We start from the raw sequence: 23,616 nt of genomic DNA, 5'->3' as shown, positions 1-23,616 counted from the left end.
AGCCATGGCCTATTTCGAACATGAAGGTTGCACCCTGCACTACGAAGAATATGGCCACGGCACCCCGTTGATTTTGGTGCACGGCCTGGGCTCCAGCACGCTGGATTGGGAAATGCAGATTGCCGAACTGTCGGCGCGCTATCGGTTGATCATTCCCGATGTGCGCGGCCATGGCCGCTCCGACAAACCCCGGGAACGCTACAGCATCGCCAGCTTCAGCGCCGACCTGATCGCGTTGATCGAGCATTTGCAACTGGGCCCGGCACACGTGGTCGGGCTGTCGATGGGTGGCATGATCGGCTTTCAACTGGCGGTCGATCAGCCGGCGTTGCTCAAGAGCCTGTGCATCGTCAACAGCGCCCCTGAAGTCAAAATCCGCACGGCCAGTGATGCCTGGCAATGGTTCAAGCGCTGGAGCCTGATGCGCCTGCTCAGCCTCGCCACCATTGGCAAGGCACTGGGCGCCAGGCTGTTCCCCAAGCCTGAACAGGCTGATTTGCGGCAAAAAATTGCCGAGCGCTGGGCAAGAAACGACAAACGTGCTTATCTCGCCAGCTTCGATGCCATCGTTGGCTGGGGGGTTCAGGAACGACTTTCACGGGTTACCTGTCCAACCCTGATCGTCAGCGCCGACCGCGATTACACGCCCGTGGCGCTGAAAGAAACCTATGTAAAACTGCTGCCCGATGCCCGGCTGGTGGTGATCGACGATTCGCGTCACGCCACCCCGCTGGATCAGCCGCACTGCTTCAACCAAACCCTGCTGCACTTTCTAACCACAGTCGACACCACTACCCAGGATCACTGAACCATGCTGAAAAAAATCGCCCTCTTCACAGGCGTAGTTCTGTTCACCACCAACCTGATGGCCGCCACGCCCGCCAAGGCACCACACGTGTTGCTGGACACCACCAATGGCCAGATCGAAATCGAACTGGACCCGGTCAAGGCGCCGATCAGTACCAAAAACTTCCTTGAGTACGTCGACAAGGGCTTTTATACCAACACCATTTTCCACCGTGTGATCCCGGGCTTCATGGTTCAGGGCGGCGGTTTCACCCAGCAAATGCAGCAAAAAGACACCAACGCGCCGATCAAGAACGAAGCCAGCAACGGCCTGCATAACGTACGTGGCACCCTGTCGATGGCCCGTACCTCGAACCCGGATTCGGCCACCAGCCAGTTCTTCATCAACGTGGCGGACAACGCGTTCCTCGACCCGGGCCGTGATGCCGGTTACGCAGTATTCGCCAAAGTGGTCAAAGGCATGGACGTGGTGGACATCATCGTCAACTCCCGGACCACCACCAAACAAGGCATGCAGAATGTGCCTGTCGACCCGGTGCTGATAAAGTCGGCCAAGCGCATCGACTAATGCGTGGGTAGTTTTGAGCGACGCCGATATCGAGCGTCGCTCACATCCATAAGGAGAGCCCGTACACGGGCGTTTATCTGATGCTCTATCGTCGTTTCGAAAAACTGATCGACATTTTCCGTGACGCCCCGAGCGCCGCTCCACCGGACCGTGTTCTCCCTTTCTATACCTACTACCTGCGCCAAGTCTGGCCGAGCTTTGCCGCCCTGCTGGTGGTCGGGCTGTTTGCTGCCTTGATTGAAGTGGCGCTGTTCAGCTACCTGAGCCGCATCATCGACCTCGCACAGGGCACACCCAATCCCGATTTCTTCAAGGACCATGGCGTCGAACTGGCGTGGATGACGGTGGTGGCGCTGATACTGCGGCCGGTATTTTTTGGCCTGCATGACCTGCTGGTGCATCAAACATTGAGCCCCGGCATGACCAGCATGATTCGCTGGCAAAACCACAGTTACGTGCTCAAACAGAGCCTCAATTTCTTTCAGAATGATTTCGCCGGGCGCATCGCCCAGCGCATCATGCAAACCGGCAACTCCCTGCGCGACTCCGCGGTGCAAGCGGTCGACGCGCTGTGGCACGTGGTGATCTACGCCATCAGCTCACTGGTGCTGTTCGCCGAAGCCGACTGGCGCCTGATGATCCCGCTGCTGATCTGGATCGTCTGCTACATCGGTGCCTTGAGCTACTTCGTGCCCAGGGTCAAGGAGCGCTCGGTGGTGTCTTCCGATGCACGCTCGAAATTGATGGGGCGCATCGTCGACGGCTACACCAACATCACCACGCTGAAGCTGTTCGCCCACACCCATTACGAGCAGCAGTACGCCCGCGAAGCCATCGAAGAACAGACTGAGAAGACCCAACTGGCTGGCCGCGTGGTCACCAGCATGGACGTGGTCATCACCAGCATGAACGGCTTGCTGATCGTCACCACCACGGCCCTCGCCCTATGGCTGTGGACCCAGTCACTGATCTCGGTGGGCGCGATTGCGCTGGCGACAGGCCTGGTGATCCGCATCGTCAACATGTCAGGCTGGATCATGTGGGTGGTCAACGGCATCTTCGAAAACATCGGCATGGTCCAGGACGGCCTGAAAACCATCGCCCAACCGGTCAGCGTCACCGACCGCGAGCAGGCGCCACGCCTGCAAGTGCCCCGTGGCGAAGTGCGCTTCGAGCATGTGGCGTTCCACTACGGCAAAAAGAGCGGAATCATCAGCGACCTCAACCTGACCATCAAACCCGGTGAAAAAATCGGTTTGATCGGCCCGTCGGGGGCAGGCAAATCGACCCTGGTCAACCTGCTGTTGCGCCTCTATGACGTGCAGGAAGGGCAGATCCTGATCGATGGCCAGAACATCTGCGAGGTGGCCCAGGAAAGCCTGCGCGAGCGCATCGGCATGATCACCCAGGACACCTCGCTGCTGCACCGTTCGATCCGCGACAACCTGCTTTACGGCAAACCCGACGCCACCGACGAAGAACTCTGGGAAGCCGTGCGCAAGGCCCGCGCCGACGAGTTCATCCCGCAGTTGTCGGACGCCCAGGGCCGCAGCGGTTTCGACGCCCATGTCGGTGAACGTGGCGTGAAACTCTCCGGTGGCCAACGCCAGCGGATCGCTATCGCCCGGGTGCTGCTCAAGGATGCGCCGATTCTGATCATGGACGAAGCCACCTCGGCGCTGGACTCTGAAGTCGAAGCGGCGATCCAGGAAAGCCTGGAAACCCTGATGCAGGGCAAGACCGTGATCGCCATCGCACACCGGCTCTCGACCATCGCACGCATGGATCGCCTGGTGGTGCTGGAAAAAGGCCGGATTGCCGAAAGCGGCAGCCACGCCGAACTGCTGGCCCATGGCGGTTTGTACGCGCGATTGTGGCAACACCAGACCGGGGGGTTTGTCGGGATCGATTGAGACCTGTGATCGACACCGCTCCCACATTAGTTCAGCGATAACCGCCAGAGCCCCTGATCAGGGCCTCTGGCGTTTTTTTGCCTGACTGGAATTCCAGAAAATCCCTGCTGTACTCAGGCTAGGTTCTGGAGATGGTTCTGTAGTCCATCTGCTGGATGCACAACGGCAGCGTTAACTTGACAGGACACATTCATGTCTTTACTCAAACGTTCGGCTACAGAATTGTTGGGCACGTTTTGGCTGGTGTTGGGCGGTTGCGGCAGTGCGGTGCTGGCGGCAGCGTTCCCCAATGTGGGGATCGGCCTGCTCGGTGTGGCCCTGGCCTTCGGCCTGACGGTACTGACCATGGCCTTCGCCATTGGCCACATCTCGGGTTGCCATCTCAACCCGGCGGTGTCGGTCGGGCTGGTGGTCGGCGGGCGGTTCCCGGCCAAGGAACTGCCGGCCTACATCGTCGCCCAAGTGCTGGGCGGGGTGATCGCTGCCGCGCTGCTGTACTTCATCGCCAGTGGAAAACCCGGCTTCGAACTGGCCGGTGGGCTGGCATCCAACGGTTACGGCGAACACTCGCCCGGCGGCTACTCGATGGCGGCGGGGTTCGTCACTGAGCTGGTGATGACCGCGATGTTCATCCTGATCATCCTCGGCGCCACCGACAAACGTGCGCCGGCCGGCCTGGCGCCGATTGCCATTGGCCTGGCGCTGACGCTGATCCACCTGATCTCGATTCCGGTCACCAACACCTCGGTCAACCCGGCCCGCAGCACTGGCCCGGCGCTGATCGTCGGCGGTTGGGCGATCCAGCAACTGTGGCTGTTCTGGCTGGCGCCGATTCTCGGTGCGGTCATCGGCGCGATCACCTACCGCTGGCTGGGCAAGGAAGACAGCTAAAACCTGAGGGCGGCGAGGATCAGTCCTGCCGATACGGCAAGGCGGTCCTCGCTTCCTCAGCGTAAGCCAGCACCCCGGCACGCTCCCGGGTGAGAAAATCATTCACCGCCGCCTTCAACCCGGCATGCCGCAAGTAATGCCAGGAATGGGTGATCACCGGCTCAAAACCACGGATCAACTTGTGTTCGCCCTGGGCACCGGCGTCAAACCGCTGGAAACCGTGAGCGATGGCGTAGTCCATGCCCTGATAAAAACAGGTTTCGAAATGCAGGCGATCAAACTCCGCCACACACCCCCAATAGCGCCCGTAAAAACTCTCGCCCCCCACCAGGCTGAAGGCCATGGCCACCGGGCGTGAGCCTTGCTTGGCCAGGACCACGCGAATCGCTTCCGGCATGCGCTCGGCCAACAGGCTGAAAAACGCCCGCGTCAGGTACGGCGTTTGCCTGCGCACCGCGTAGGTATTGGCGTAGCAGGCGTAGACAAAATCCCACTGCGCCTGATCGAGTTGATGCCCCTCCAGCCATTCGAAATCGATGCCCTGCCCCGCCACTTGCTCACGCTCCTTGCGCATCTGTTTGCGCTTGCGCGAACTCAAGGCGTCGAGGAAGTCCTGAAAGTCCCGGTAACCGCGATTCTGCCAGTGATACTGACAACCGACACGTTGCAGCCACCCCGGCTGCCCGCTCAGCACGGCATCGGTGAACGGGTCGGTGAAGTTGATGTGGGCGCTGGACAGCCCTTCGATCTCCAGATACCCCGGCACGCTCTTGAGCAGTTCAACGCCGTCCTGCCCCGCTGCCACCAACAAGCGCGGCCCGCTGACGGGGCTGAACGGCACGGCGCTCAGCAGCTTGGGGTAATAGTCGATCCCGGCACGCTCACAGGCATCGGCCCAGGCATGGTCAAAGACGTATTCACCGTAGGAGTGCCATTTGCGGTAACCGGGCAATGCTGCCAGCACCCGACCGTCTTCGATGTGCAGCAGGTGCTCGGGCCGCCAACCGGAATGCTCCCCCAGGCTGCCGCTGTCTTCCAGCGCACTCAGGAATGCATGGCACAGAAACGGCTGAGCCTGGGGCACCAATGCGTCCCACTCATGAGGTGCGATGGCGGACAGACTGTCCAGAACGTGTAGCGGCATCGTGATCCTCGACGGTTGTTGCCCACAGACCCGCCGAGTATCGCCGATCCTCAGGCCTTGCCGAAATAAAAAAACCCCGCCGGAGCGGGGTCAAAAACGAGGGAGCTTTAACGGATGAAGAAAGAGCTCTGGGTGCTGTAATGCGGTACTTAGAACACGTACTGAGCGCGGACGACGAAGCCGTCACCGTTGTCATCGCCCGTGCGGCGCGCCGGGGTGGTGCCGCTGGCTGCCGTGGCGTTGGTCACGTTGTCAGTCTTGGCCTTGAGGTACGCCGCGGAGATTTTCACGGCTTCGTTGGCATACCAGTTGACGCCCAGCGTGTGGACCTTGGCTTCGGCATCGCCGACATCACGGGTCAGGCTGGCGGTGGTGATGTTGTCGTCTTCGACCGTCAGGCTGTCGTAACGGTAAAACAGCTCCCAGGCACCAAGGGCTTTGTTGGCCGGCTTGATGGCGTCGAACTTGCCGACTTTGTAGCCGCGCGATTCACCGGTCAGGGTGTAAGCGCCCTGTACGTAGAAACCATGGCCTTTGATATCGTCCAGGTTCTTGGCGTCTGCCTTGGTGGTGCGGGTGATGTATTCACCCTGGATCGAAGCCGGGCCCATGGCGAATGCCGCCTCAAGGCCCAATGCCGTGTCACGGTCATAGGAACCTGCCGGCGAGGCCGAGCTGCCGCCCAGCACCGGACGGTTGCCGTTGGTGCCGGCATCGTTGCCGCCCAGGGTGTCAACGCCACGCATGCCCATCCGGGTGCGGTAACGCGAGTCGAACGCCGTGTCGGACACATCGCGCGAGGCGACGTTCACACCAAAGTGCAGGACGTTGCCGGCATCGTGCATCGGGGCGAAGACGAAGCGGCCGTTGACCTGCTTGATGCTGTTGCCATCGGTGTCGTCAGTGTCTTTGCTGAACACGCCTGCGGAGGCATAGAACGAGTCCGCGAACGTGCCGGAAGCCTGCAGGCCCAGACCGTTCTGGTGACTGTTGGCCCAGTCGACCATGTCGTAAGCCATGTTACGTTCCGGCGCGGTGACCCACTTGGAACTGGTGGCTTTTTCCAGGCCGAAGTCCGGGTCGAAACGACCGACCTTGATCGACACCGGTTTGAAACCGTTGTAGGCCAGCGACGCTTCGTCGAAGTAGCCGTTGTCGGAGTCGCCGGTGTTGTGGGAGAAATCGTAGTTGATGGTGTAGGCCCAATCCGTGTACAGCACGCCGGACAGTTCCAGGAACGCACGACGGAAGTAAGCGGCGTCAGCGGTATCGCCGTTCTTGGTGTAAATCCCATCGAACTGGCTGTAGTCCGCCTGCAAGCGACCACCCAGTTTGAAGCTGAATTCTTTGTCGGTGGTTGCGACTTCGAGGCCGCCCTTGGTTTTGACTACGATATCGGCGCCATCAGTGGTGACGGTGCCAGCGAAAGCCTGGGCGGTCACTGCCATTGCCAGTGCGCTGGCAACAAAACCGGCGAAGTGCTTACGGATCATCGAAGAGTTCCCCTAATTGGTGGTCTGTAGCGTTCAAAACACGCGGGGCTGACCCGCTTGTGTTGGGAGGGAATCTTGGCGACGGGTTATTTCAGAGGGGTTGCTGTCAGATAAAGATTTTATGACAGCGGAACTTTTTACTTCGAATAGGAATAAAACAACGGCAACCTCAAGCTTCAAGCGAAAAGCCTCAAGCTAGAGCGATTGCGTTATTTCTGGCGATGGGTCGCTTGAGGTTAATCGCGGGTCTTCTGACGTTCGGCGGCCAAACGTTCAGCAAGTTCGTCGACACCGGGAACCGGTTCTTCGGGCAGGACGCGCAAGGTCGCCTGCATCAGGCGCATTTGCCGGATGAAGCGCCGGCAATTGGGGCAAAACATCAAATGGTGACGCACCATCAGCCGCTCCCGAAAGCTCAACTGGCCATCGAGGTAATCACTGGAGCGCGCCACCTGTTCCTTACACGTCAGCATTGACCAGACTCCTCAAAGTGCTCGACGGTCGCGAAGACCTTCAACCGTGCCCTGTGCAGCAGCACCCGGACATTGGAGAGCGAGATCTCCAGAAGATTACAGATCTCTTCCAGTTCAAGTCCCTGACGGTCACGTAACAGCAACACGCTGCTTTGCAACTCGGGCAGGCTGAGCAGGGTTTTTTCCAGGCATTCGCGCAGTTCGTCCTCGGTCAGCAAGGCGTCCGGGGTGTCCTGGTGCCAGGCAAACGGCGCCACCAGCCAGTGACCATCGCCGGCCGAGAAACGATCGTCATCGATGGTCCCGTGGGGCGACGGCAAGTCGTCCATCAGCACTTCCCGACGGTTTTGCTTGTAGCGGTTTTTTGCCGCGTTGGCAGTAATGGTCAACAGCCAGGTCTTGAGGCTCGAACGCCCCTGAAAGCCCGCCAGATTGCGCACCACGGAGAGCCAGGCATCCTGCACCACCTCGTCGGCGTTACGGCTACCGACAATGGCATAGGCCACCGCCCGCATCGCGCTCTGGTAAGTACCGACCAATTCCTTATAGGCCCGTTGCTCACCCGCCAACAGGCGCTCAAGCAATTGCGTGTCGTCAGTCATCAACGCTGATTTCCTGTGGCGAGCGAGCTTGCTCGCGCTGGAGCGCGAAGCGGTCCCAAAATCGGCAACCGCGGTTTAGCAGGTAGAACACTGCGACCCTTTTACGACTGCTGTGCAGCCGAGCGGGAGCAAGCTCCCTCGCCACAAGGGATTCACACTGCGATCAGCGTTTACGCAGGATCACGCTGCCAATCGAATACCCGGCCCCGAAGGAGCTGAGCACTGCCAGCGCGCCAGAGGGCAAGTCGTCCTGGTTTTTATGAAACGCGATCACCGAACCCGCCGAACTGGTGTTGGCATAGGTGTCGAGAATCACCGGGGCTTCTTCTTCGGTGGCTTCGCGGCCCAGCAGTTTCTTGACGATCAGGTGGTTCATGCTGAGGTTGGCCTGGTGCAGCCAGAAACGCTTCACGTCGCTGACGTTGAGCGCGTTCTCTTCCAGGTGCGTGCCGATCAGTTCCGCAACCATCGGGCAAACGTCGCGGAACACCTTGCGGCCTTCCTGGACGAACAGCTTGTCACGCGCACCGATGCCCTCTTCCGCAGCGCGGTTGAGGAAGCCGAAGTTGTTGCGAATGTTGTTGGAGAACTTGGTCAGCAGTTTGGTGCTGACGATGTCGAACTGGTGTTCGGACGTTGCCAGGTCAGCACGTTCGATGATCACCGCAGTCGCGGCGTCGCCGAAGATGAAGTGGCTGTCGCGGTCACGGAAGTTCAGGTGCCCGGTGCAGACTTCCGGGTTGACCATCAGGATCGCCCGGGCCTGACCCAGTTGCACGCTGTTGGAAGCGGCCTGGATACCGAAGGTCGCCGAGGAGCAGGCAACGTTCATGTCAAAACCGAAACCTTCGATGCCCAGCGCTTCCTGAACTTCGATGGCGATGGCCGGATAGGCGCGTTGCAGGTTGGAGCAGGCGACAATCACCCCGTCGATGTCTGCCGCGGTCTTGCCGGCGCGTTGCAGGGCTTGTTCAGCGGCGCCGATGGCCATCTGGCACAGCACCGACCATTCGTCGTTGGAACGCTCCGGCAGGCGTGGCGCCATGCGTTGCGGGTCGAGGATGCCCTCCTTGTCCATGACAAAGCGGCTTTTGATCCCGGACGCCTTTTCGATGAAGGCTGCGCTGGACTCGGTCAGCGCCTGCACGTCGCCGCGCTCGATGGCGTCGGCGTTGTCGGCATTGAACTGCGCGACGTAAGCATTGAAAGACTGCACCAGCTCTTCGTTGGAGATGCTGTTGGCCGGGGTGTACAGGCCGGTGCCGCTGATGACGACGTTATGCATGGTCGTTTCTCTAATCTGTTCAGGCAGAAAGCGCTGGCACCGTCGTACCAACACATAAAGGGTCTTATTCCGTCAGGGAAACCGACCAGGCGTCGCTTTGTTCCGATCCGCCCAGGCCGCTAAGGCTCTAACCTGCGGGGCCGATGTTTATAACCGCGAAGTTTGCCATAAACATTGGCGTTTGGCCCCTGTCGCAAGAACAATGGCAGACCCGTGGGAGCGAGCCTGCTCGCGAAAGCGGTGTGTCAGTCAACATTGATGTTGAATTTTCTGGCCCCTTCGCAAGCAGGTTTGCTCCCATAGGGTTTAGGGTTCGACTTGGGCCCATTGTTTGCTCAAGCGCTTGTCAGAGATCGGCACTTTGGTCCCCAGTTGCTGGGCAAACAGCGACACCCGGTACTCTTCCAGCCACCAGCGATAGAGCTCCAGCTGCGGATCGCGCTTGCCTTCCTGGGCGTGTTTGTTGGCGCGGGTCTGGTATTGCGTCCAGAGGCCGGACAATTCGCCGCTCCAGACCCGATCCCGCTGCACCTGAGCGCCGATTTTCTCGAAGCGTTGCTCGACCGCTTTCAGATAACGTGGCAACTCCTTGAGCCACTGCATCGGGGTTTCGCGAACAAAGCCCGGATACACCAAGTGACTGAGCTGCTGCTTGATGTCATTCAGGGCCACGGCTTGCGCCAGGTCGATCTTGCCTTTGAAGCGCTTCTGCAAACCGTGCCACAGCTTGAGAATCTCCAGCGTCAGTTTCGCCAGACGCTCGGCATGTTCGGTCCACGCACCGCGCTTGCGCTCGGCCAGCGAGGCCAAACCAGCGCCGTCACGCGGCAAACTGGCTTCGCCATCGAGGATGCAATTGTCGAGGCTGGCCAGCAGAATGTCTTCCACCAGGCTCTCGATGCGCCCCAGTTCGCGGTACATCAGGCCCAGCTCGGTGAGCCCCGGCAACTTGCCGCGCAGGAACTTCGCCGGCTCCGCCAGTTGTTGCATGAGCAAGCGCTGCAAGGCCCGACGGTGCTGGAACTCGGCCTCGGCAAGGGTCGAAAAACGCCCTTCCTTGACCGTACCGGCCTCTTCCACCAATGCCGGGTAGACCGTCATCGACAGCCCGGCAATCTTCTGTTGGGTTTTCTCGGCCACAGCGGCGAAGACTTTGGCCTCCACCGGCTGTTGGCTTTTCGCCGTCTGCGGCACCGCCAATGCAGCCTGGCTGGCCTCGGCGAAACGTGCAGTCAGCTCAGCCAGGTCACGGCCTTCGCCGAGGAACTTGCCCTGGCCGTCGACGATTTCCAGGTTCATGCGCAGATGGCTTTCGACCTGCTGCGCCGCTTCCGTCCAGGCCTCGTCGCTGACCCGTGCACCGGTCATGCGCAACAGCTCGCGACCCAGCGCCTGCGGCAGTGAACCGTCGGCGAAGGTGATGCGCTGCAACGCGGCTTTGACGAAGTCCGGCACCGGCACAAAATTCTTGCGCAAGGCCTTGGGCAGGTTGCGCACCAGCGCGATGCACTTGGCTTCGATCACCCCTGGCACCAGCCATTCCAATCGTTCCTGCGGTAGCGCCGGCAACAGCGGTGCCGGTACGCGCAAGGTCACGCCATCGCGGGGATGGTTGGGCTCGAAGTGGTAACTCAACGGCAGGGTCAGATCGCCCAGGCGCAGAGTGTCCGGGTAATGCGCGGCGGTGACTTCGCTGGCTTCGCGGGCCAGCACGTCTTCTTCGCGCATGATCAGCAACTGCGGGTCTTTCTGACTGTTGACCCGATACCAGCTGTCGAAGGTCGCGGTCTGGTGGATCTCGGCCGGCAGTCGCGCATCGTAGAAGGCGAACAGGGTTTCTTCGTCCGCCAGAATGTCCCGACGGCGGGCCTTGGCCTCCAGTTCGTCGAGTTGTTCCAGCAACTGCGTATTGGCCGTCAGGCATTTGGCTTTGGATTGAATCTCGCCGCGCACCAGCGCTTCGCGGATAAACAGTTCACGCGAGGTGGCGGGGTCGATCGGCCCGTAATGCACCGGCCGGCGACCGACCACGATCAACCCGAACAAGGTGATCTGCTCGTAGGCCACCACCTGCCCGCGTTTTTTCTCCCAATGCGGTTCGAAGTGGTTTTTCTTGATCAGGTGCCCGGCCAGCGGTTCGATCCAGTCCGGCTCGATCTTGGCCACCATGCGCGCATAGAGCTTGGTGGTTTCCACCAGTTCGGCGGTCATCAGCCATTGCGGGCGCTTCTTGCCCAGGCCCGATGACGGGTGAATCCAGAAGCGTCGCTGACGGGCGCCCAGGTAATCGCCGTCTTCGGTTTTCTGGCCGATCTGGCTGAGCAAACCGGACAGCACCGCTTTGTGCAGTTTCGGGTAATCCGCAGGCTCTTTGTTCAGGCTCAACTGCATGTCGCGGCAGATCAGGCTCAACTGACGATGGGAGTCGCGCCACTCGCGCAGGCGCAAGTAATTCAGGAAATTCTTGCGGCACCAGTTGCGCAGCGGGCTGGCGGTCAGGGCCTGGCGCTGTTCTTCAAAACCGCGCCACAGATTGACCAGCCCGGCGAAGTCCGAGTCCACGTCTTTCCATTGGGCGTGGGCCTGATCGGCTGCTTGCTGGCGCTCCGGCGGACGCTCGCGCGGGTCCTGGATCGACATGGCACTGGCGACGATCAGTACTTCCTGCAAGCTGCCGAGCTTCGCCGCTTCCAGCAACATCCGGCCCATGCGCGGGTCCACCGGCAACCGCGCCAGATTTCGACCCAGTGGGGTCAACTGGCTGTTGCGGTCCACCGCCGAGAGTTCTTGCAGCAGGTTGAAACCGTCGCTGATGGCTTTGCCATCCGGCGGCTCGATAAAAGGGAAATCGGTGATTTCGCCGAGGCGCAGATGGAGCATCTGCAAAATCACCGCCGCGAGGTTGGTGCGCAGAATCTCCGGGTCGGTAAATTCCGGGCGGCCGATAAAGTCTTCTTCGCTGTACAGGCGGATGCAAATCCCCGGCTCGACCCGCCCGCAACGACCTTTACGCTGGTTGGCGCTGGCCTGGGAGATGGCCTCGATCGGCAAACGCTGAACCTTGGCGCGGTAGCTGTAGCGGCTGATGCGTGCGGTGCCGCTGTCGATCACGTAGCGAATGCCCGGCACAGTCAGCGAGGTTTCCGCAACGTTGGTCGCCAGGACGACGCGCCGGCCTGGGTGCGACTGGAAAATCCGCTGCTGCTCGGCCGGTGAAAGGCGTGCGTACAGCGGCAGGATTTCGGTGTGCTTGAGTTGGGCCTTGCGCAACATGTCCGCCGCGTCGCGAATCTCGCGCTCGCCCGGCAAGAACACCAGCACATCACCTGGACTGCGGCGCTCGCTGCGTTCAAACGCGGCGATTTCATCGAGGGTCGCGATGATCGCCTGATCCACGGTCAGGTCGTCCTCGACGCGGTTGCCCTCTTCGTCCTGCTCCAGGGTCAGCGGGCGATACCAGGTGTCCACCGGGAAGGTCCGGCCGGAGACCTCGACAATCGGCGCATCATCGAAGTGCTTCGAAAAGCGCTCCAGATCGATGGTCGCCGAAGTGATGATGACTTTCAGGTCCGGGCGGCGCGGCAGCAGGGTTTTCAGGTAACCGAGCAGGAAGTCGATGTTCAGGCTGCGTTCGTGGGCTTCGTCGACGATGATCGTGTCGTAGCGTTCGAGGTAGCGGTCGTTCTGGGTTTCCGCCAGCAGGATGCCGTCGGTCATCAGCTTGATCAGGGTGTTGGAATCGCTCTGGTCCTCGAACCGCACCTGATAGCCGACCAGTGCACCCAGCGGTGTGGCCAGTTCTTCGGCTACCCGGCTGGCGACACTGCGTGCGGCGATCCGGCGTGGCTGGGTGTGACCGATCAGGCCGTGCTGGCCGCGACCGATTTCCAGGCAGATCTTCGGCAACTGGGTGGTTTTACCCGAGCCGGTTTCGCCCGCGATGATCAGCACCTGATGCTTGAGCAGCGCGTCCTTGATTTCGTCACGCTTGGCGGCGATAGGCAGGCTGTCGTCGTAACGAATCACCGGCAGGCTGGCGCGCCGCGCCAACACCTGATCGCAGGACGCCTGCATGCGCGCCACCCACAAGGCCAGCTTGGCCTCGTCAGGCTTCTTGCGCAGCTCGAGCAACTGGCGCCGTAGCCGGTGGCGGTCGGCGAGCATGGCGTGATCAAGGTTTTTCAGCAGTTTGTCGATGGAAGGCGATTCGTCAGTCATCAGGTACGCAAAGGTCGTCTAGTGGCGCAGGGGGGCGATTGTCGCAGATTTAGGGGATGTTTGGAGTGTCAGGGAGATTGCTGCCCTCACCCTAACCCTCTCACAGGGGGAGAGGGGACTGACCGAGTTGCTTTTTCGAACTACGCCAACCTGAAATATCGAGCCGAACTCAAGAGTTGAATAGCACACAAATTGGCTCCCTCTCCCTCCGGGAGAGGGCTGGGGTGAGGGGCTTTTAAACAGTTACTCGTTATCCAGGCCCTTGCGCCGATACGGAAACACATCGATCACCTTCCCCGCCCGAATCGCTTCCTGCAACCCCTTCCAGTAATCGGCGTTGTACAGCTCGCCGTGCAGTTGATCGAACAGCTTGCGCTGGCCCGAATCGGCGAACAAAAACGGCGGGAACTCCTCGGGGAACACGTCCAGCGGCCCAATCGAATACCACGGCTCGCAAGCCATTTCGTCTTCCGGGGTGCGCGGCTGCGGGATGTGCCGGAAGTTGGCTTCGGTGAGATAGCAGATTTCGTCGTAATCGTAGAACACCACCCGGCCGTGGCGGGTGACGCCGAAGTTTTTCAGCAGCATGTCACCGGGGAAAATGTTCGCCGCCGCCAGTTGCTTGATCGCCAGTCCATAGTCCTCCAGCGCTTCACGCACCTGTGCGTCGTTGGCGTTTTCCAGGTACAGGTTCAGCGGCGTCATCCGGCGCTCGGTCCAGCAGTGGCGGATCAGCACCGTGTCGTCTTCCACTTGTACCGTCGACGCGGCGACATCCAGCAACTCGGCCAGGCACGCCGGCTCGAACTTGCTCAAGGGAAAACGGAAATCGGCGAACTCCTGGGTGTCGGCCATGCGCCCGACCCGGTCGACGCTTTTCACCAACCGGTACTTCTCGATCACCGTGGCGCGGTCGACGTTTTTCGAGGGCGAGAAACGGTCCTTGATGATTTTGAACACGGTGTTGAAGCCCGGCAGGGTAAACACGCTCATGACCATGCCGCGCACGCCGGGGGCCATGATGAACTGGTCGTCGGTATTGGCCAGGTGATTGATCAGCGCCCGGTAGAACTCTGACTTACCGTGTTTGTAGAAACCGATCGAGGTGTACAGCTCGGCGATGTGCTTGCCCGGCAGGATGCGCTTGAGAAAGCCGATGAACTCGGCCGGCACCGGCACATCGACCATGAAATACGAACGGGTAAACGAGAAGATGATCGACACCTCCGCCTCGTCGGTGATCAGCGCGTCGATCTGAATCCCCCGGCCTTCTCGGTGCAGAAGCGGAATCACCAGTGGCCATTGCTCGTCCGTGGTGTAGATACGTCCTACCAGGTAGGCGCCCTTGTTGCGGTAGAGCACCGAGGAAAACAACTCGACGCTCAGTTCCGGGTCCTTGCAGACCCAATCGGGCAAATTCTCGCGCAGTTGCGCTTCGAGTCGGCGCAGGTCGCGGTCGAGGTCTGCGTAGGCTTCGCTGAAGCGGTAATCGGAAAAAATGCTCGCCAGCATGCCGGACAGTTGACCTTGCGGCTTATAGGTCCGGGTCTGCGCGGCCCGGGCCCGATGCAAGCTGGGCCGGGTGGTGTGGATGAACATGCAGCCATCGCTGATCAGGTCATGACTGAACAGCCCGCAGAACGTCGAGTTGTACCAGGTCTCGGACAGCTCATCGTCGAAACGCAGGTCAATCAGGCTGATGTAGGCGCTTTTGACCAGTGGCCAGCAGCCGACATCCATCAACACCCCAGCCTCGAAGGCAGCATGTAGACGCCCCACCACTTCACTGACCTTTTCTTCATAGAGGTTGATCCGCGCCGCCGACGCGATCTGTGTTTCCTGCCACTGCGCCCGTTCGAAGCGCTCCCGGGCGCCGTCAGTGATCTGGCGGAAATGCTCGCGGTAATCGTCGAAGCCATCGAGGATCGTTCGAGCGATTTCGGCGGCGGGCCATGGCTGCGGCATGTGAAGACCTCTAGGGATGGTTCTTGTCGTTGGAGCCTGAGCTTAGAGGCCAATTGTTACGCAACGCAACCATTGCCTTGGCTCCGGGAGACAGCGACACTTGCACCCTGATAAAGGAAGGAACGAGCCGTGAACCCCGTCGATATTCTGCGTATGTTGTCACTTGCTGCCATTTGGGGTGCGAGCTTTCTGTTCATGCGCATCATCGCCCCAGTGATTGGCACAATCCCCACTGCTTTTTTTCGCGTATCGATTGCCGCCACCGGGTTGCTGGTGATTCTGGCGCTGATGCGAGTCAGTTGGGACTTCCGTGGCAAGTTCAAAACCGTACTGCTGCTCGGGATGATCAACTCTGGTATTCCAGCAACTCTGTATTCGGTGGCCGCCCAAGTGCTGCCTGCCGGTTACTCGGCGATTTTCAACGCCACCACGCCGCTGATGGGCGTGTTGATCGGCGGACTGTTCTTCAGCGAAAAACTGACCCTGTCAAAAATTGCCGGCGTTGCCCTCGGGTTGTTTGGTGTCGCCATCCTGACCCGCGCCGGTCCCGTGGCCTTCGACATGGAATTGCTGATGGGCGCACTCGCCTGCCTGCTTGCAACCACCTGCTACGGTTTCGCCGGGTTCCTGGCACGCCGCTGGCTGGATCAGCAAGGTGGCTTGGACAGTCGTCTCTCGGCATTGGGCAGCATGCTTGGCGCAACACTGTTTCTACTGCCGCTGTTTGGCTACAGCGCGCTCGCTCACCCACCCGCCAGTTGGGGTGGCTGGAATGTCTGGTTGTCGTTACTGGGGTTGGGGCTGGCGTGTACCGCGTTTGCCTACATTCTGTACTTCCGCTTGCTCAGTTCGATCGGCCCGGTCAAATCGATGACCGTGACCTTCATGATCCCGCCGTTCGGCGTGTTGTGGGGCGCGTTGTTTCTCGATGAGCCGCTGTCCATGGCGCACATCTATGGCGGCGTGCTGATTGCCGCGGCGTTGTGGCTGGTGTTGAAGCCCGCGGCAACACCGAAGGCTTCAACGGCCAGCGTCTAACGGCTGTTACGGAACACAAACGCCAGCCCGATGATAATCAGCAACATGCCCGGATCATCGGCGGTCAATTTATCGAAGCCGCCCTGCTGGGTACCCAGACTGAAGAACCAAACGTCCTCGCTGGGCGTCTGTAACCTTTCAATCGCTCAAAAAAAACCGCTCACAAGGAGCGGTTTTTTATTTGAGCGTCAGCCTCAGAACAACCAACGCCACAGCAATACCAGCACCACCACCGCCAGCACCGGGCGCAGGACGCGGTAGGCCTTGGGGTTGCGGCGCTTCCACTGTTTGATCACGCCGCTGAATCTATCGCTGAAGCTCTTGCTCCAGGCATAGGCCTGGTTGATCCCGCCCACACGCTCGTCGTCAAGGTTCTGCGGCGCAGTGGCGCGGCCCAGCAGGCCACTGACCCAACGGTTGATGCGGGTCATCAGGCGATTGGTCAGCGGGCGTTCAACGTCGCAGAACAGAATCACCCGGGTCTTTTCGGTTTCGTTCTTGACCCAGTGCACATAGGTTTCATCGAACATCACGTCTTCGCCATCGCGCCAGGCGTAAACCTGACCATCGACGAAGATGCGGCAATCATCCGAGTTCGGCGTCGACAGGCCCAGGTGATAACGCAGGGAACCGGCAAACGGGTCGCGGTGCGGGTTCAGATGGCTACCGCCCGGCAACAGGGCGAACATCGCACCTTTGACATTGGGAATGCTGCTCACCAGTGCCACGGTCTTCGGGCACAGGGCCTCGGCCGAGGGCAGCGGCTTGTCGTACCACTTGAGGTAGAAGCGCTTCCAGCCTTTCTTGAAGAACGAACCGAAACCGGCGTCGTTGTTCTTCTCGGCAGCGCGGATGTAGCCCTCGTCGAACAAGTGCATGGCTTCGTCGCGAATGACTTCCCAGTTGTCCTTGAGCACATCCAGCTCCGGGAACTTGCTGCGGTCCAGGTATGGTTTGGACGGCACGCCCGAAAACAGGTACATCAGCGCGTTGTAGGGTGCGAACAGCGCCGAATGGTTGACGAACTGGCGCAAGACCGGCAAACGCGCCTTGCCGCGCAAATGCACATACAACGTGCTGCCGATGAACAACAGCAACAGCGACGCCTTGGCGGCAAAGGAAAAGGTCATTGAGCGACTCCTTGAAAATAGGCAACGCTGCCCGTCATTTACCCGACGTGGCAGCCGGCCATGATAAACACTCAAGGCCTTGGGAAAAACCCGTGTGACACAACAATCAGTATTAAGGATTGCGCAACAATGCATTAATTAACATAAGGCGCCTGAACGCTGGCTGATCTGAGTCAGCCTATTGATCATCGGGACTGCTGCGCGGTCTATCGCGGGCAGAACCAGGCGCCCGCCTTGCTCCTGCCCGCGATGGCGCCGGAACAGACGCCACACAAACCAAACGTTACTGCTGAGTTTCCTGGTCGGTGAACAGGTCGCTGAACAACATACTCGACAGATAACGCTCGCCGGAATCCGGCAGGATCACGACGATGGTCTTGCCCTGCATTTCCGGGGTCTCGGCCAGGCGCACGGCAACCGCCATGGCCGCACCACAGGAGATTCCGGAAAGAATCCCTTCTTCCTGCATCAGCCGCAAGGCCATGACCTTGGATTCTTCATCGGAAACCAGCTCAACCCGGTCGACAATCGACAGATCGAGGTTCTTCGGCACAAAACCGGCACCGATGCCCTGAATCTTGTGCGGGCTCGGCTTGATCTCTTCGCCGGCCAGCGCCTGGGTGATCACCGGCGAAGACACTGGTTCAACGGCCACCGACAGAATCGGCTTGCCCCGGGTGTTCTTGATGTAGCGCGACACGCCGGTGATGGTGCCGCCGGTGCCGACACCTGCCACCAGCACATCGATTGCGCCGTCGGTGTCGTTCCAGATTTCCGGACCGGTGGTTTTTTCGTGGATGCCCGGGTTGGCCGGGTTGTCGAACTGCGATGGCATAAAGTACGTGGCCGGGTCGCTGGCAAGAATTTCGGCGGCTTTCTCGATCGCGCCTTTCATGCCCTTGGCCGGCTCGGTCAACACCAGTTCGGCCCCCAGCGCTTTAAGTACCTTGCGCCGCTCGATGCTCATGGACGCAGGCATCGTCAGCATCAGCTTGTAGCCACGCGCAGCGGCCACGAACGCCAGGCCGATCCCGGTATTGCCCGACGTGGGTTCGATGATAGTCATGCCCGGCTTGAGTTTACCGCTGCTTTCGGCGTCCCAGATCATGCTCGCGCCAATCCGACACTTGACCGAATAACCCGGGTTACGCCCCTCGATCTTGGCCAGGATGGTCACGCCGCGCGGGGCGATACGGTTGATCTGCACCAGCGGTGTATTGCCGATGGAATGGGCGTTGTCAGCAAAAATACGGCTCATGGCTGGGTCCTTATGCAGCGTTGATGAAGCTTTCAAGGGTATGCCTCGCATCCGTAGGCGTCCAGCACGGCCGCGCCCCGCGGCTGACCGGGTCACCCTGTGACGCCCCATTCAGAGACTGAATGGGCCGTCTGCGTTCACAGTCGACCGGGCGCCGCGTTATAGTCGGGCATGACATTTATTTCGCCCGCCCTGCCCCGTGCAGGTCGGCGTTACCGTTCGAGGATTTACAGATGAAGTTTGAAGGCACCCGCGCGTACGTCGCCACCGATGACCTGAAGCTGGCGGTCAACGCTGCCATCACCCTGGAGCGGCCATTGCTGGTCAAGGGCGAACCGGGCACCGGCAAGACCATGCTCGCCGAACAACTGGCCGAGTCCTTTGGCGTACGCCTGATTACCTGGCACATCAAATCCACCACCAAGGCTCATCAGGGCCTGTACGAGTACGACGCGGTCAGCCGCCTGCGTGACTCGCAACTGGGCGTGGACAAGGTCCATGACATCCGCAATTACCTGAAAAAGGGCAAGCTGTGGGAAGCCTTCGAATCGGATGAGCGGGTAATTCTGCTGATCGACGAAATCGACAAGGCCGACATCGAGTTCCCGAACGACCTGCTGCAAGAACTCGACAAGATGGAGTTCTACGTTTACGAGATCGACGAGACCATCAAGGCCAGGCAACGTCCGATCATCATCATTACCTCCAACAACGAGAAAGAGCTGCCGGACGCCTTCCTGCGCCGCTGCTTCTTCCACTACATCGCTTTCCCGGACCGCACCACCCTGCAAAAAATCGTCGACGTGCACTACCCGAACATCAAGAAAGACCTGGTCAGCGAAGCGCTGGACGTGTTCTTCGACGTGCGCAAAGTCCCAGGCCTGAAGAAAAAACCGTCCACCTCCGAACTGGTGGACTGGCTCAAGCTGCTGATGGCCGACAACATCGGCGAAGCCGTGCTGCGCGAACGCGATCCGACCAAGGCCATCCCGCCACTGGCCGGTGCCTTGGTGAAGAACGAGCAGGACGTGCAGTTGCTCGAACGCCTGGCGTTCATGAGCCGTCGCGGCACTCGCTGATCCCTCTTTTTTACAAGATCGAGGGCGATAGCCATGCTGCTCAACCTGTTCAATGAAATGCGCGCCGCCAAGGTGCCGGTCTCGGTGCGCGAGCTGCTGGACCTGATCAACGCGCTGAAACAGCGCGTGACCTTCGCCGACATGGACGAGTTTTATTACTTGTCGCGGGCGATCCTGGTGAAGGACGAACGGCATTTCGACAAATTCGACCGTGCGTTCGGGGCCTACTTCAATGGCCTTGAAAAACTCGACGACCATCTTCAGGCGCTGATCCCCGAAGACTGGTTGCGCAAGGAATTCGAACGCTCGCTGAGCGACGAAGAGCGGGCGCAGATACAGTCCCTCGGTGGCCTCGACAAGCTGATCGAAGAGTTCAAGAAACGCCTGGAAGAACAAAAAGAACGCCATGCCGGCGGCAACAAGTGGATCGGCACCGGTGGCACCAGCCCGTTCGGCTCCGGCGGTTTCAACCCGGAAGGCATTCGGGTCGGCGATGCCGGCAAGCGCCAGGGCAAAGCCGTCAAGGTCTGGGACCAGCGCGAATACAAGAACCTCGACGATCAGGTCGAGCTGGGCACGCGCAATATCAAGGTTGCCCTGCGGCGCCTGCGTAAATTCGCACGTCAGGGCGCGGCGGAAGAACTGGACATCGACGGCACCATCGACCACACCGCCCGCGACGCCGGCCTGCTGAACATCCAGATGCGCCCGGAGCGCCGCAACAACATCAAGTTGCTGCTGCTGTTCGACATCGGCGGCTCGATGGACGCCCACGTGAAGATCTGCGAGGAACTGTTCTCGGCCTGCAAGACCGAATTCAAGCACCTGGAGTACTTCTACTTCCACAACTTCATTTATGAATCGGTGTGGAAGAACAACATGCGCCGTGGCTCGGAGCGAACCGCCACCCAGGATCTGTTGCACAAGTACGGTGCCGACTACAAAGTGATCTTCGTCGGTGACGCCGCCATGGCGCCCTACGAAATCACCCAGCCGGGCGGCAGCGTCGAGCACTGGAACGAAGAAGCCGGTTACGTGTGGATGCAGCGCTTCATGGAGAAGTACAAGAAGCTCATCTGGATCAACCCGTACCCGAAAGACATCTGGGGCTACACCTCATCGACCAGCATCGTGCGCGACCTGATCGACGACCAGATGTTCCCGCTGACCTTGCGTGGGCTGGAAGAAGGGATGCGGTTTCTTTCCAAGTGAACACCCTACAAGTGAGCTCCCGGCCTGTGGCGAGGGAGCTTGCTCCCGCTGGGGTGCAATGCCCCCTGACAAGGCTGTTGCGGTCTTACACAAAGACCTCATCCACCGGTTGTTTTAGGTCTGCTGCACAGCCCAGCGGGAGCAAGCTCCCTCGCCACGGAGTTGCATATCTCTAGATGAATTGCCGTAAATACTCGACCTGCTGCCGGTGCGCCGTCTCCTGCAGCACCGGCGCCAAACGAATCTGCTGCCCTGGCAAACACTGCGCCAGGCGTGCCAGCGCCAACGGCGTCAACGCCCCCAGCCGTGGATAGCCACCAATGGTTTGCCGGTCATTGAGCAACACGATCGGCTGCCCGTCCGGTGGCACCTGCACCGCGCCCAACGGGATGCCTTCGGAAATCATCGGTTGGCCTTGATACTGCAACGCCGGCCCCAGCAAGCGGATGCCCATGCGGTCGGCGCGGGTGTCGAGAGTCCAAGCACAGTTGAACGCATCAAACAGGCTCTGCCCGCTGAACTCGCCATGTTGCGCGCCCAGCACCAGGTCCAATGGCCGGTTCTGCTTGAAGTCCGGCACCTGCTCCCGAGACAACTCCCGTACAGCGCTCGCCGCCCCGGAAAACGTCAGTTCAGCGCCTCTGACCAAGGCCCGGCCAAAACCGTCCAGCCCACCCAACTCTTCACGCACCACCGTCGCACAACTGCCCAGCACCTGGGGGGCGTTGAACCCGCCCGGCGCCGCCAGATAAGCGCGAGCGCCGAGTACAGGCTGAGTGAATTGCAAGCGCTGGCCCTTTTTGAAATTGAAACTGCGCCACGGCGCCAAGGGCTGGCCGTCCAGCAGCGCCCCCAGGTCGGCACCCGCCAACGCCAGGCAAGCATCGTCCTGCGCTTCCAGAATCAAACCGCCGAGGGTCACTTCGATGACCGCCGCGTCCAGCTCATTGCCCAGCAGCCCATTGGCCCAGGACATCGACAACCAGTCCGCAGCCCCGCCCTGGGTCACGCCCAAGTGCCGCACGCCAAACCGCCCGGCATCCTGCAACAGGCACAACGGCGTGCTGGCCTCAATCGTCAAACGGCTCATGCTTGCGCCTCCAATGGCGTGTCATCACCGCCCAGGTTGATGAATTCGGCATGGCTGATTGCGGCAAAACGCACCGTGTCGCCCGGTTGCATCAGGCTGTAGCCGTCACGCTCGCGGTCGAACAGCTTGGCCGGCGTGCGGCCGATCAGGTTCCAGCCGCCCGGCGACACCACCGGGTAAGCTGCGGTTTGCCGCTCGGCAATGCCGACACTGCCAGCCGCCACACGCTTGCGCGGCGTGCTCAAACGGGGCGCGGCCAGCACTTCCTCAACCAGGCCCATAAAGGCAAACCCCGGCGCAAACCCCAGGGCGAACACCTGATACTCGCGCTCGCTATGGCGGCGGATCACCTCCTCCACCGTCAGACCGCTGCGTTGCGACAACAGGCTCAGTTCCGGGCCGACACTCAGGTCGTACCACACCGGCAACACATGAGACCTGCCACGGGTTTGCGGATTGGGAGTCAGGTCGACCAAGGCTTCGGCGATCAGCTCTCGCGCCTGAGCCGGGCTCAGCGCCAGCAAGTCGTAATGCACCATCAGCGTCGTGTACGACGGCACCAGATCAATCAAGTGTCCGGCGAACCCTGCGCGCAGGCGCTCGCTGGCGGCGAGCATCCACGGCATGTTGGCTTCGGCAATCTCATCGAACAGACGCACCATCAGGCAATCAATCGCAACCACTTCAACCCGTGGCTTCATGGTGCGCTCTGCTGGTTCAAGGCCTCGCGGATACGCTGCACGGCCGCCACCGAACTGGCGTTGTCACCATGCACGCACAAGGTATCGGCCTGCAAATACAGGGCGCTGCCGTCACTGGCGACCAGGTTGCCGCCACGGGCGATGGTCAGCGCCTGTTCAATGATTTTTTCCGGATCGTGATGCACCGCACCCGGCAACTGCCGCGACACCAAGTGCCCGGCGCTGTCGTAGGCGCGGTCGGCGAACGCTTCAAACCACAGCGTCACGCCATACTCCTCGCCCATGAGCCGGGCAGCGCTGTTGTCGCGGGTCGCCATCAGCATCAACGGCAATTGCCGGTCATACGCCGCAACGGCCTGAATCACCGCACGCAGTTGGGCAGGGTTGGCCATCATGTCGTTGTACATCGCGCCGTGAGGTTTGATGTACGTCACGTGAGTGCCCTGAGCGCGGCATATGCCGTCCAGCGCACCGATCTGATAGTGCAGAAGATCCTCAAGCTCTTGCGCGGTGTAGGCCATGGAGCGACGGCCAAACCCGGCCAGGTCCTGATAGGCCGGATGCGCGCCGATCTTCACGCCATGGCTGAGCGCCAGGCTGACGGTCTTGCGCATGATGCTCGGGTCACCGGCATGGAAACCGCAGGCGATGTTGGCGCAATCAATGAACGGCATCACCTCGGCGTCCAGACCCAGGGTCCAGTTGCCAAAGCTTTCGCCGATGTCACAGTTCAATAACAGGCGGCTCAC

19 protein-coding genes are annotated in these 23,616 nt (G+C 60.5%); 7 read left to right on the top strand and 12 right to left on the bottom strand.

What is annotated here, in order from left to right:
• Positions 1–4: 4 nt before the first annotated feature.
• The 4 genes from AC1Z1G_RS07260 (at position 5) to aqpZ (ending at position 4,179) form a co-directional block, all read left to right on the top strand.
• Positions 5–808: an alpha/beta fold hydrolase gene (locus tag AC1Z1G_RS07260; RefSeq protein WP_483626047.1), complete on the top strand. Its 804-nt coding sequence runs from the start codon at positions 5–7 to the stop codon at positions 806–808.
• 3 nt (positions 809–811) lie between these two features.
• Positions 812–1,375, top strand: coding sequence for a peptidylprolyl isomerase (locus AC1Z1G_RS07255; protein WP_483626045.1), 564 nt, complete (start codon positions 812–814; stop codon positions 1,373–1,375).
• Between the two features lie 80 nt (positions 1,376–1,455).
• The gene (locus AC1Z1G_RS07250) at positions 1,456–3,288 is read left to right on the top strand and encodes an ABC transporter ATP-binding protein (protein WP_483626043.1); all 1,833 of its coding nucleotides are present in this window, start codon (positions 1,456–1,458) and stop codon (positions 3,286–3,288) included.
• Between the two features lie 192 nt (positions 3,289–3,480).
• Entirely contained in the window at positions 3,481–4,179 is a 699-nt protein-coding gene (gene aqpZ / locus AC1Z1G_RS07245) for an aquaporin Z (protein WP_483626041.1), read from the top strand.
• A 19-nt stretch (positions 4,180–4,198) separates the two neighbouring features.
• Here the strand turns inward: aqpZ and AC1Z1G_RS07240 are convergent, their stop codons facing one another.
• The 7 genes from AC1Z1G_RS07240 to aceK form a co-directional block, all read right to left on the bottom strand.
• Positions 4,199–5,323 carry a GNAT family N-acetyltransferase gene (locus AC1Z1G_RS07240; RefSeq protein WP_483626039.1) on the bottom strand — a complete coding sequence of 375 codons (1,125 nt, stop codon included), beginning with the start codon at positions 5,321–5,323 and terminating at the stop codon, positions 4,199–4,201.
• Positions 5,324–5,472: 149 nt separating this feature from the next.
• The gene (locus AC1Z1G_RS07235; RefSeq protein WP_483626037.1) at positions 5,473–6,816 is read right to left on the bottom strand and encodes an OprO/OprP family phosphate-selective porin; all 1,344 of its coding nucleotides are present in this window, start codon (positions 6,814–6,816) and stop codon (positions 5,473–5,475) included.
• A gap of 236 nt (positions 6,817–7,052) precedes the next feature.
• Positions 7,053–7,289 (bottom strand): anti-sigma factor family protein, encoded by a 237-nt coding sequence (locus AC1Z1G_RS07230; protein ID WP_483626035.1) that lies wholly within the window; start codon positions 7,287–7,289, stop codon positions 7,053–7,055.
• The gene (locus AC1Z1G_RS07225; RefSeq protein ID WP_483626033.1) at positions 7,283–7,891 is read right to left on the bottom strand and encodes an RNA polymerase sigma factor; all 609 of its coding nucleotides are present in this window, start codon (positions 7,889–7,891) and stop codon (positions 7,283–7,285) included. The genes AC1Z1G_RS07230 and AC1Z1G_RS07225 overlap by 7 nt, the downstream gene beginning before the upstream one ends.
• Before the next feature lie 163 nt (positions 7,892–8,054).
• Positions 8,055–9,176: a beta-ketoacyl-ACP synthase III gene (locus AC1Z1G_RS07220; RefSeq protein WP_483626031.1), complete on the bottom strand. Its 1,122-nt coding sequence runs from the start codon at positions 9,174–9,176 to the stop codon at positions 8,055–8,057.
• Positions 9,177–9,482: 306 nt separating this feature from the next.
• Positions 9,483–13,394, bottom strand: a complete 3,912-nt coding sequence (gene hrpA / locus AC1Z1G_RS07215; RefSeq protein WP_483626029.1) for an ATP-dependent RNA helicase HrpA — start codon at positions 13,392–13,394, stop codon at positions 9,483–9,485.
• A gap of 243 nt (positions 13,395–13,637) precedes the next feature.
• A complete protein-coding gene (gene aceK / locus AC1Z1G_RS07210; protein WP_483626027.1) occupies positions 13,638–15,359 on the bottom strand; it encodes a bifunctional isocitrate dehydrogenase kinase/phosphatase in 1,722 nt (573 codons plus the stop codon).
• A gap of 129 nt (positions 15,360–15,488) precedes the next feature.
• Here aceK and AC1Z1G_RS07205 point away from each other — a divergent pair, with 129 nt between their 5' ends.
• Positions 15,489–16,397: a DMT family transporter gene (locus AC1Z1G_RS07205; RefSeq protein ID WP_483626025.1), complete on the top strand. Its 909-nt coding sequence runs from the start codon at positions 15,489–15,491 to the stop codon at positions 16,395–16,397.
• Between the two features lie 194 nt (positions 16,398–16,591).
• Here AC1Z1G_RS07205 and AC1Z1G_RS07200 read toward each other — a convergent pair whose 3' ends face one another.
• Positions 16,592–17,527 (bottom strand): aspartyl/asparaginyl beta-hydroxylase domain-containing protein, encoded by a 936-nt coding sequence (locus AC1Z1G_RS07200; protein ID WP_483626023.1) that lies wholly within the window; start codon positions 17,525–17,527, stop codon positions 16,592–16,594.
• 283 nt (positions 17,528–17,810) lie between these two features.
• Positions 17,811–18,785 carry a cysteine synthase A gene (gene cysK, locus AC1Z1G_RS07195; protein WP_483626021.1) on the bottom strand — a complete coding sequence of 325 codons (975 nt, stop codon included), beginning with the start codon at positions 18,783–18,785 and terminating at the stop codon, positions 17,811–17,813.
• A gap of 233 nt (positions 18,786–19,018) precedes the next feature.
• Between cysK and AC1Z1G_RS07190 the strand changes: the two genes are divergently transcribed.
• Both AC1Z1G_RS07190 and AC1Z1G_RS07185 read left to right on the top strand, forming a co-directional pair.
• Positions 19,019–19,864, top strand: coding sequence for an AAA family ATPase (locus tag AC1Z1G_RS07190; protein ID WP_483626019.1), 846 nt, complete (start codon positions 19,019–19,021; stop codon positions 19,862–19,864).
• Positions 19,865–19,897: 33 nt separating this feature from the next.
• Positions 19,898–21,076, top strand: a complete 1,179-nt coding sequence (locus AC1Z1G_RS07185; RefSeq protein ID WP_483626017.1) for a vWA domain-containing protein — start codon at positions 19,898–19,900, stop codon at positions 21,074–21,076.
• Between the two features lie 172 nt (positions 21,077–21,248).
• Here AC1Z1G_RS07185 and AC1Z1G_RS07180 read toward each other — a convergent pair whose 3' ends face one another.
• From AC1Z1G_RS07180 to AC1Z1G_RS07170, 3 genes are read right to left on the bottom strand one after another with little or no spacing between them, the layout of a single operon-like run.
• Positions 21,249–22,166: a 5-oxoprolinase subunit C family protein gene (locus tag AC1Z1G_RS07180; RefSeq protein ID WP_483626016.1), complete on the bottom strand. Its 918-nt coding sequence runs from the start codon at positions 22,164–22,166 to the stop codon at positions 21,249–21,251.
• Complete coding sequence (pxpB, locus tag AC1Z1G_RS07175; RefSeq protein ID WP_483626015.1) at positions 22,163–22,867, bottom strand: 5-oxoprolinase subunit PxpB; 705 nt, start codon at positions 22,865–22,867, stop codon at positions 22,163–22,165. The genes AC1Z1G_RS07180 and pxpB overlap by 4 nt, the downstream gene beginning before the upstream one ends.
• Complete coding sequence (locus AC1Z1G_RS07170) at positions 22,864–23,616, bottom strand: 5-oxoprolinase subunit PxpA (protein ID WP_483626014.1); 753 nt, start codon at positions 23,614–23,616, stop codon at positions 22,864–22,866. Before AC1Z1G_RS07170 ends, pxpB begins: the two co-directional genes overlap by 4 nt.

It is taken from the genome of Pseudomonas sp. JL27(2026), assembly GCF_056933555.1.
Note: the sequence above shows the minus strand (reverse complement) of the source record. Positions and strands in the feature narration are given on the sequence as shown.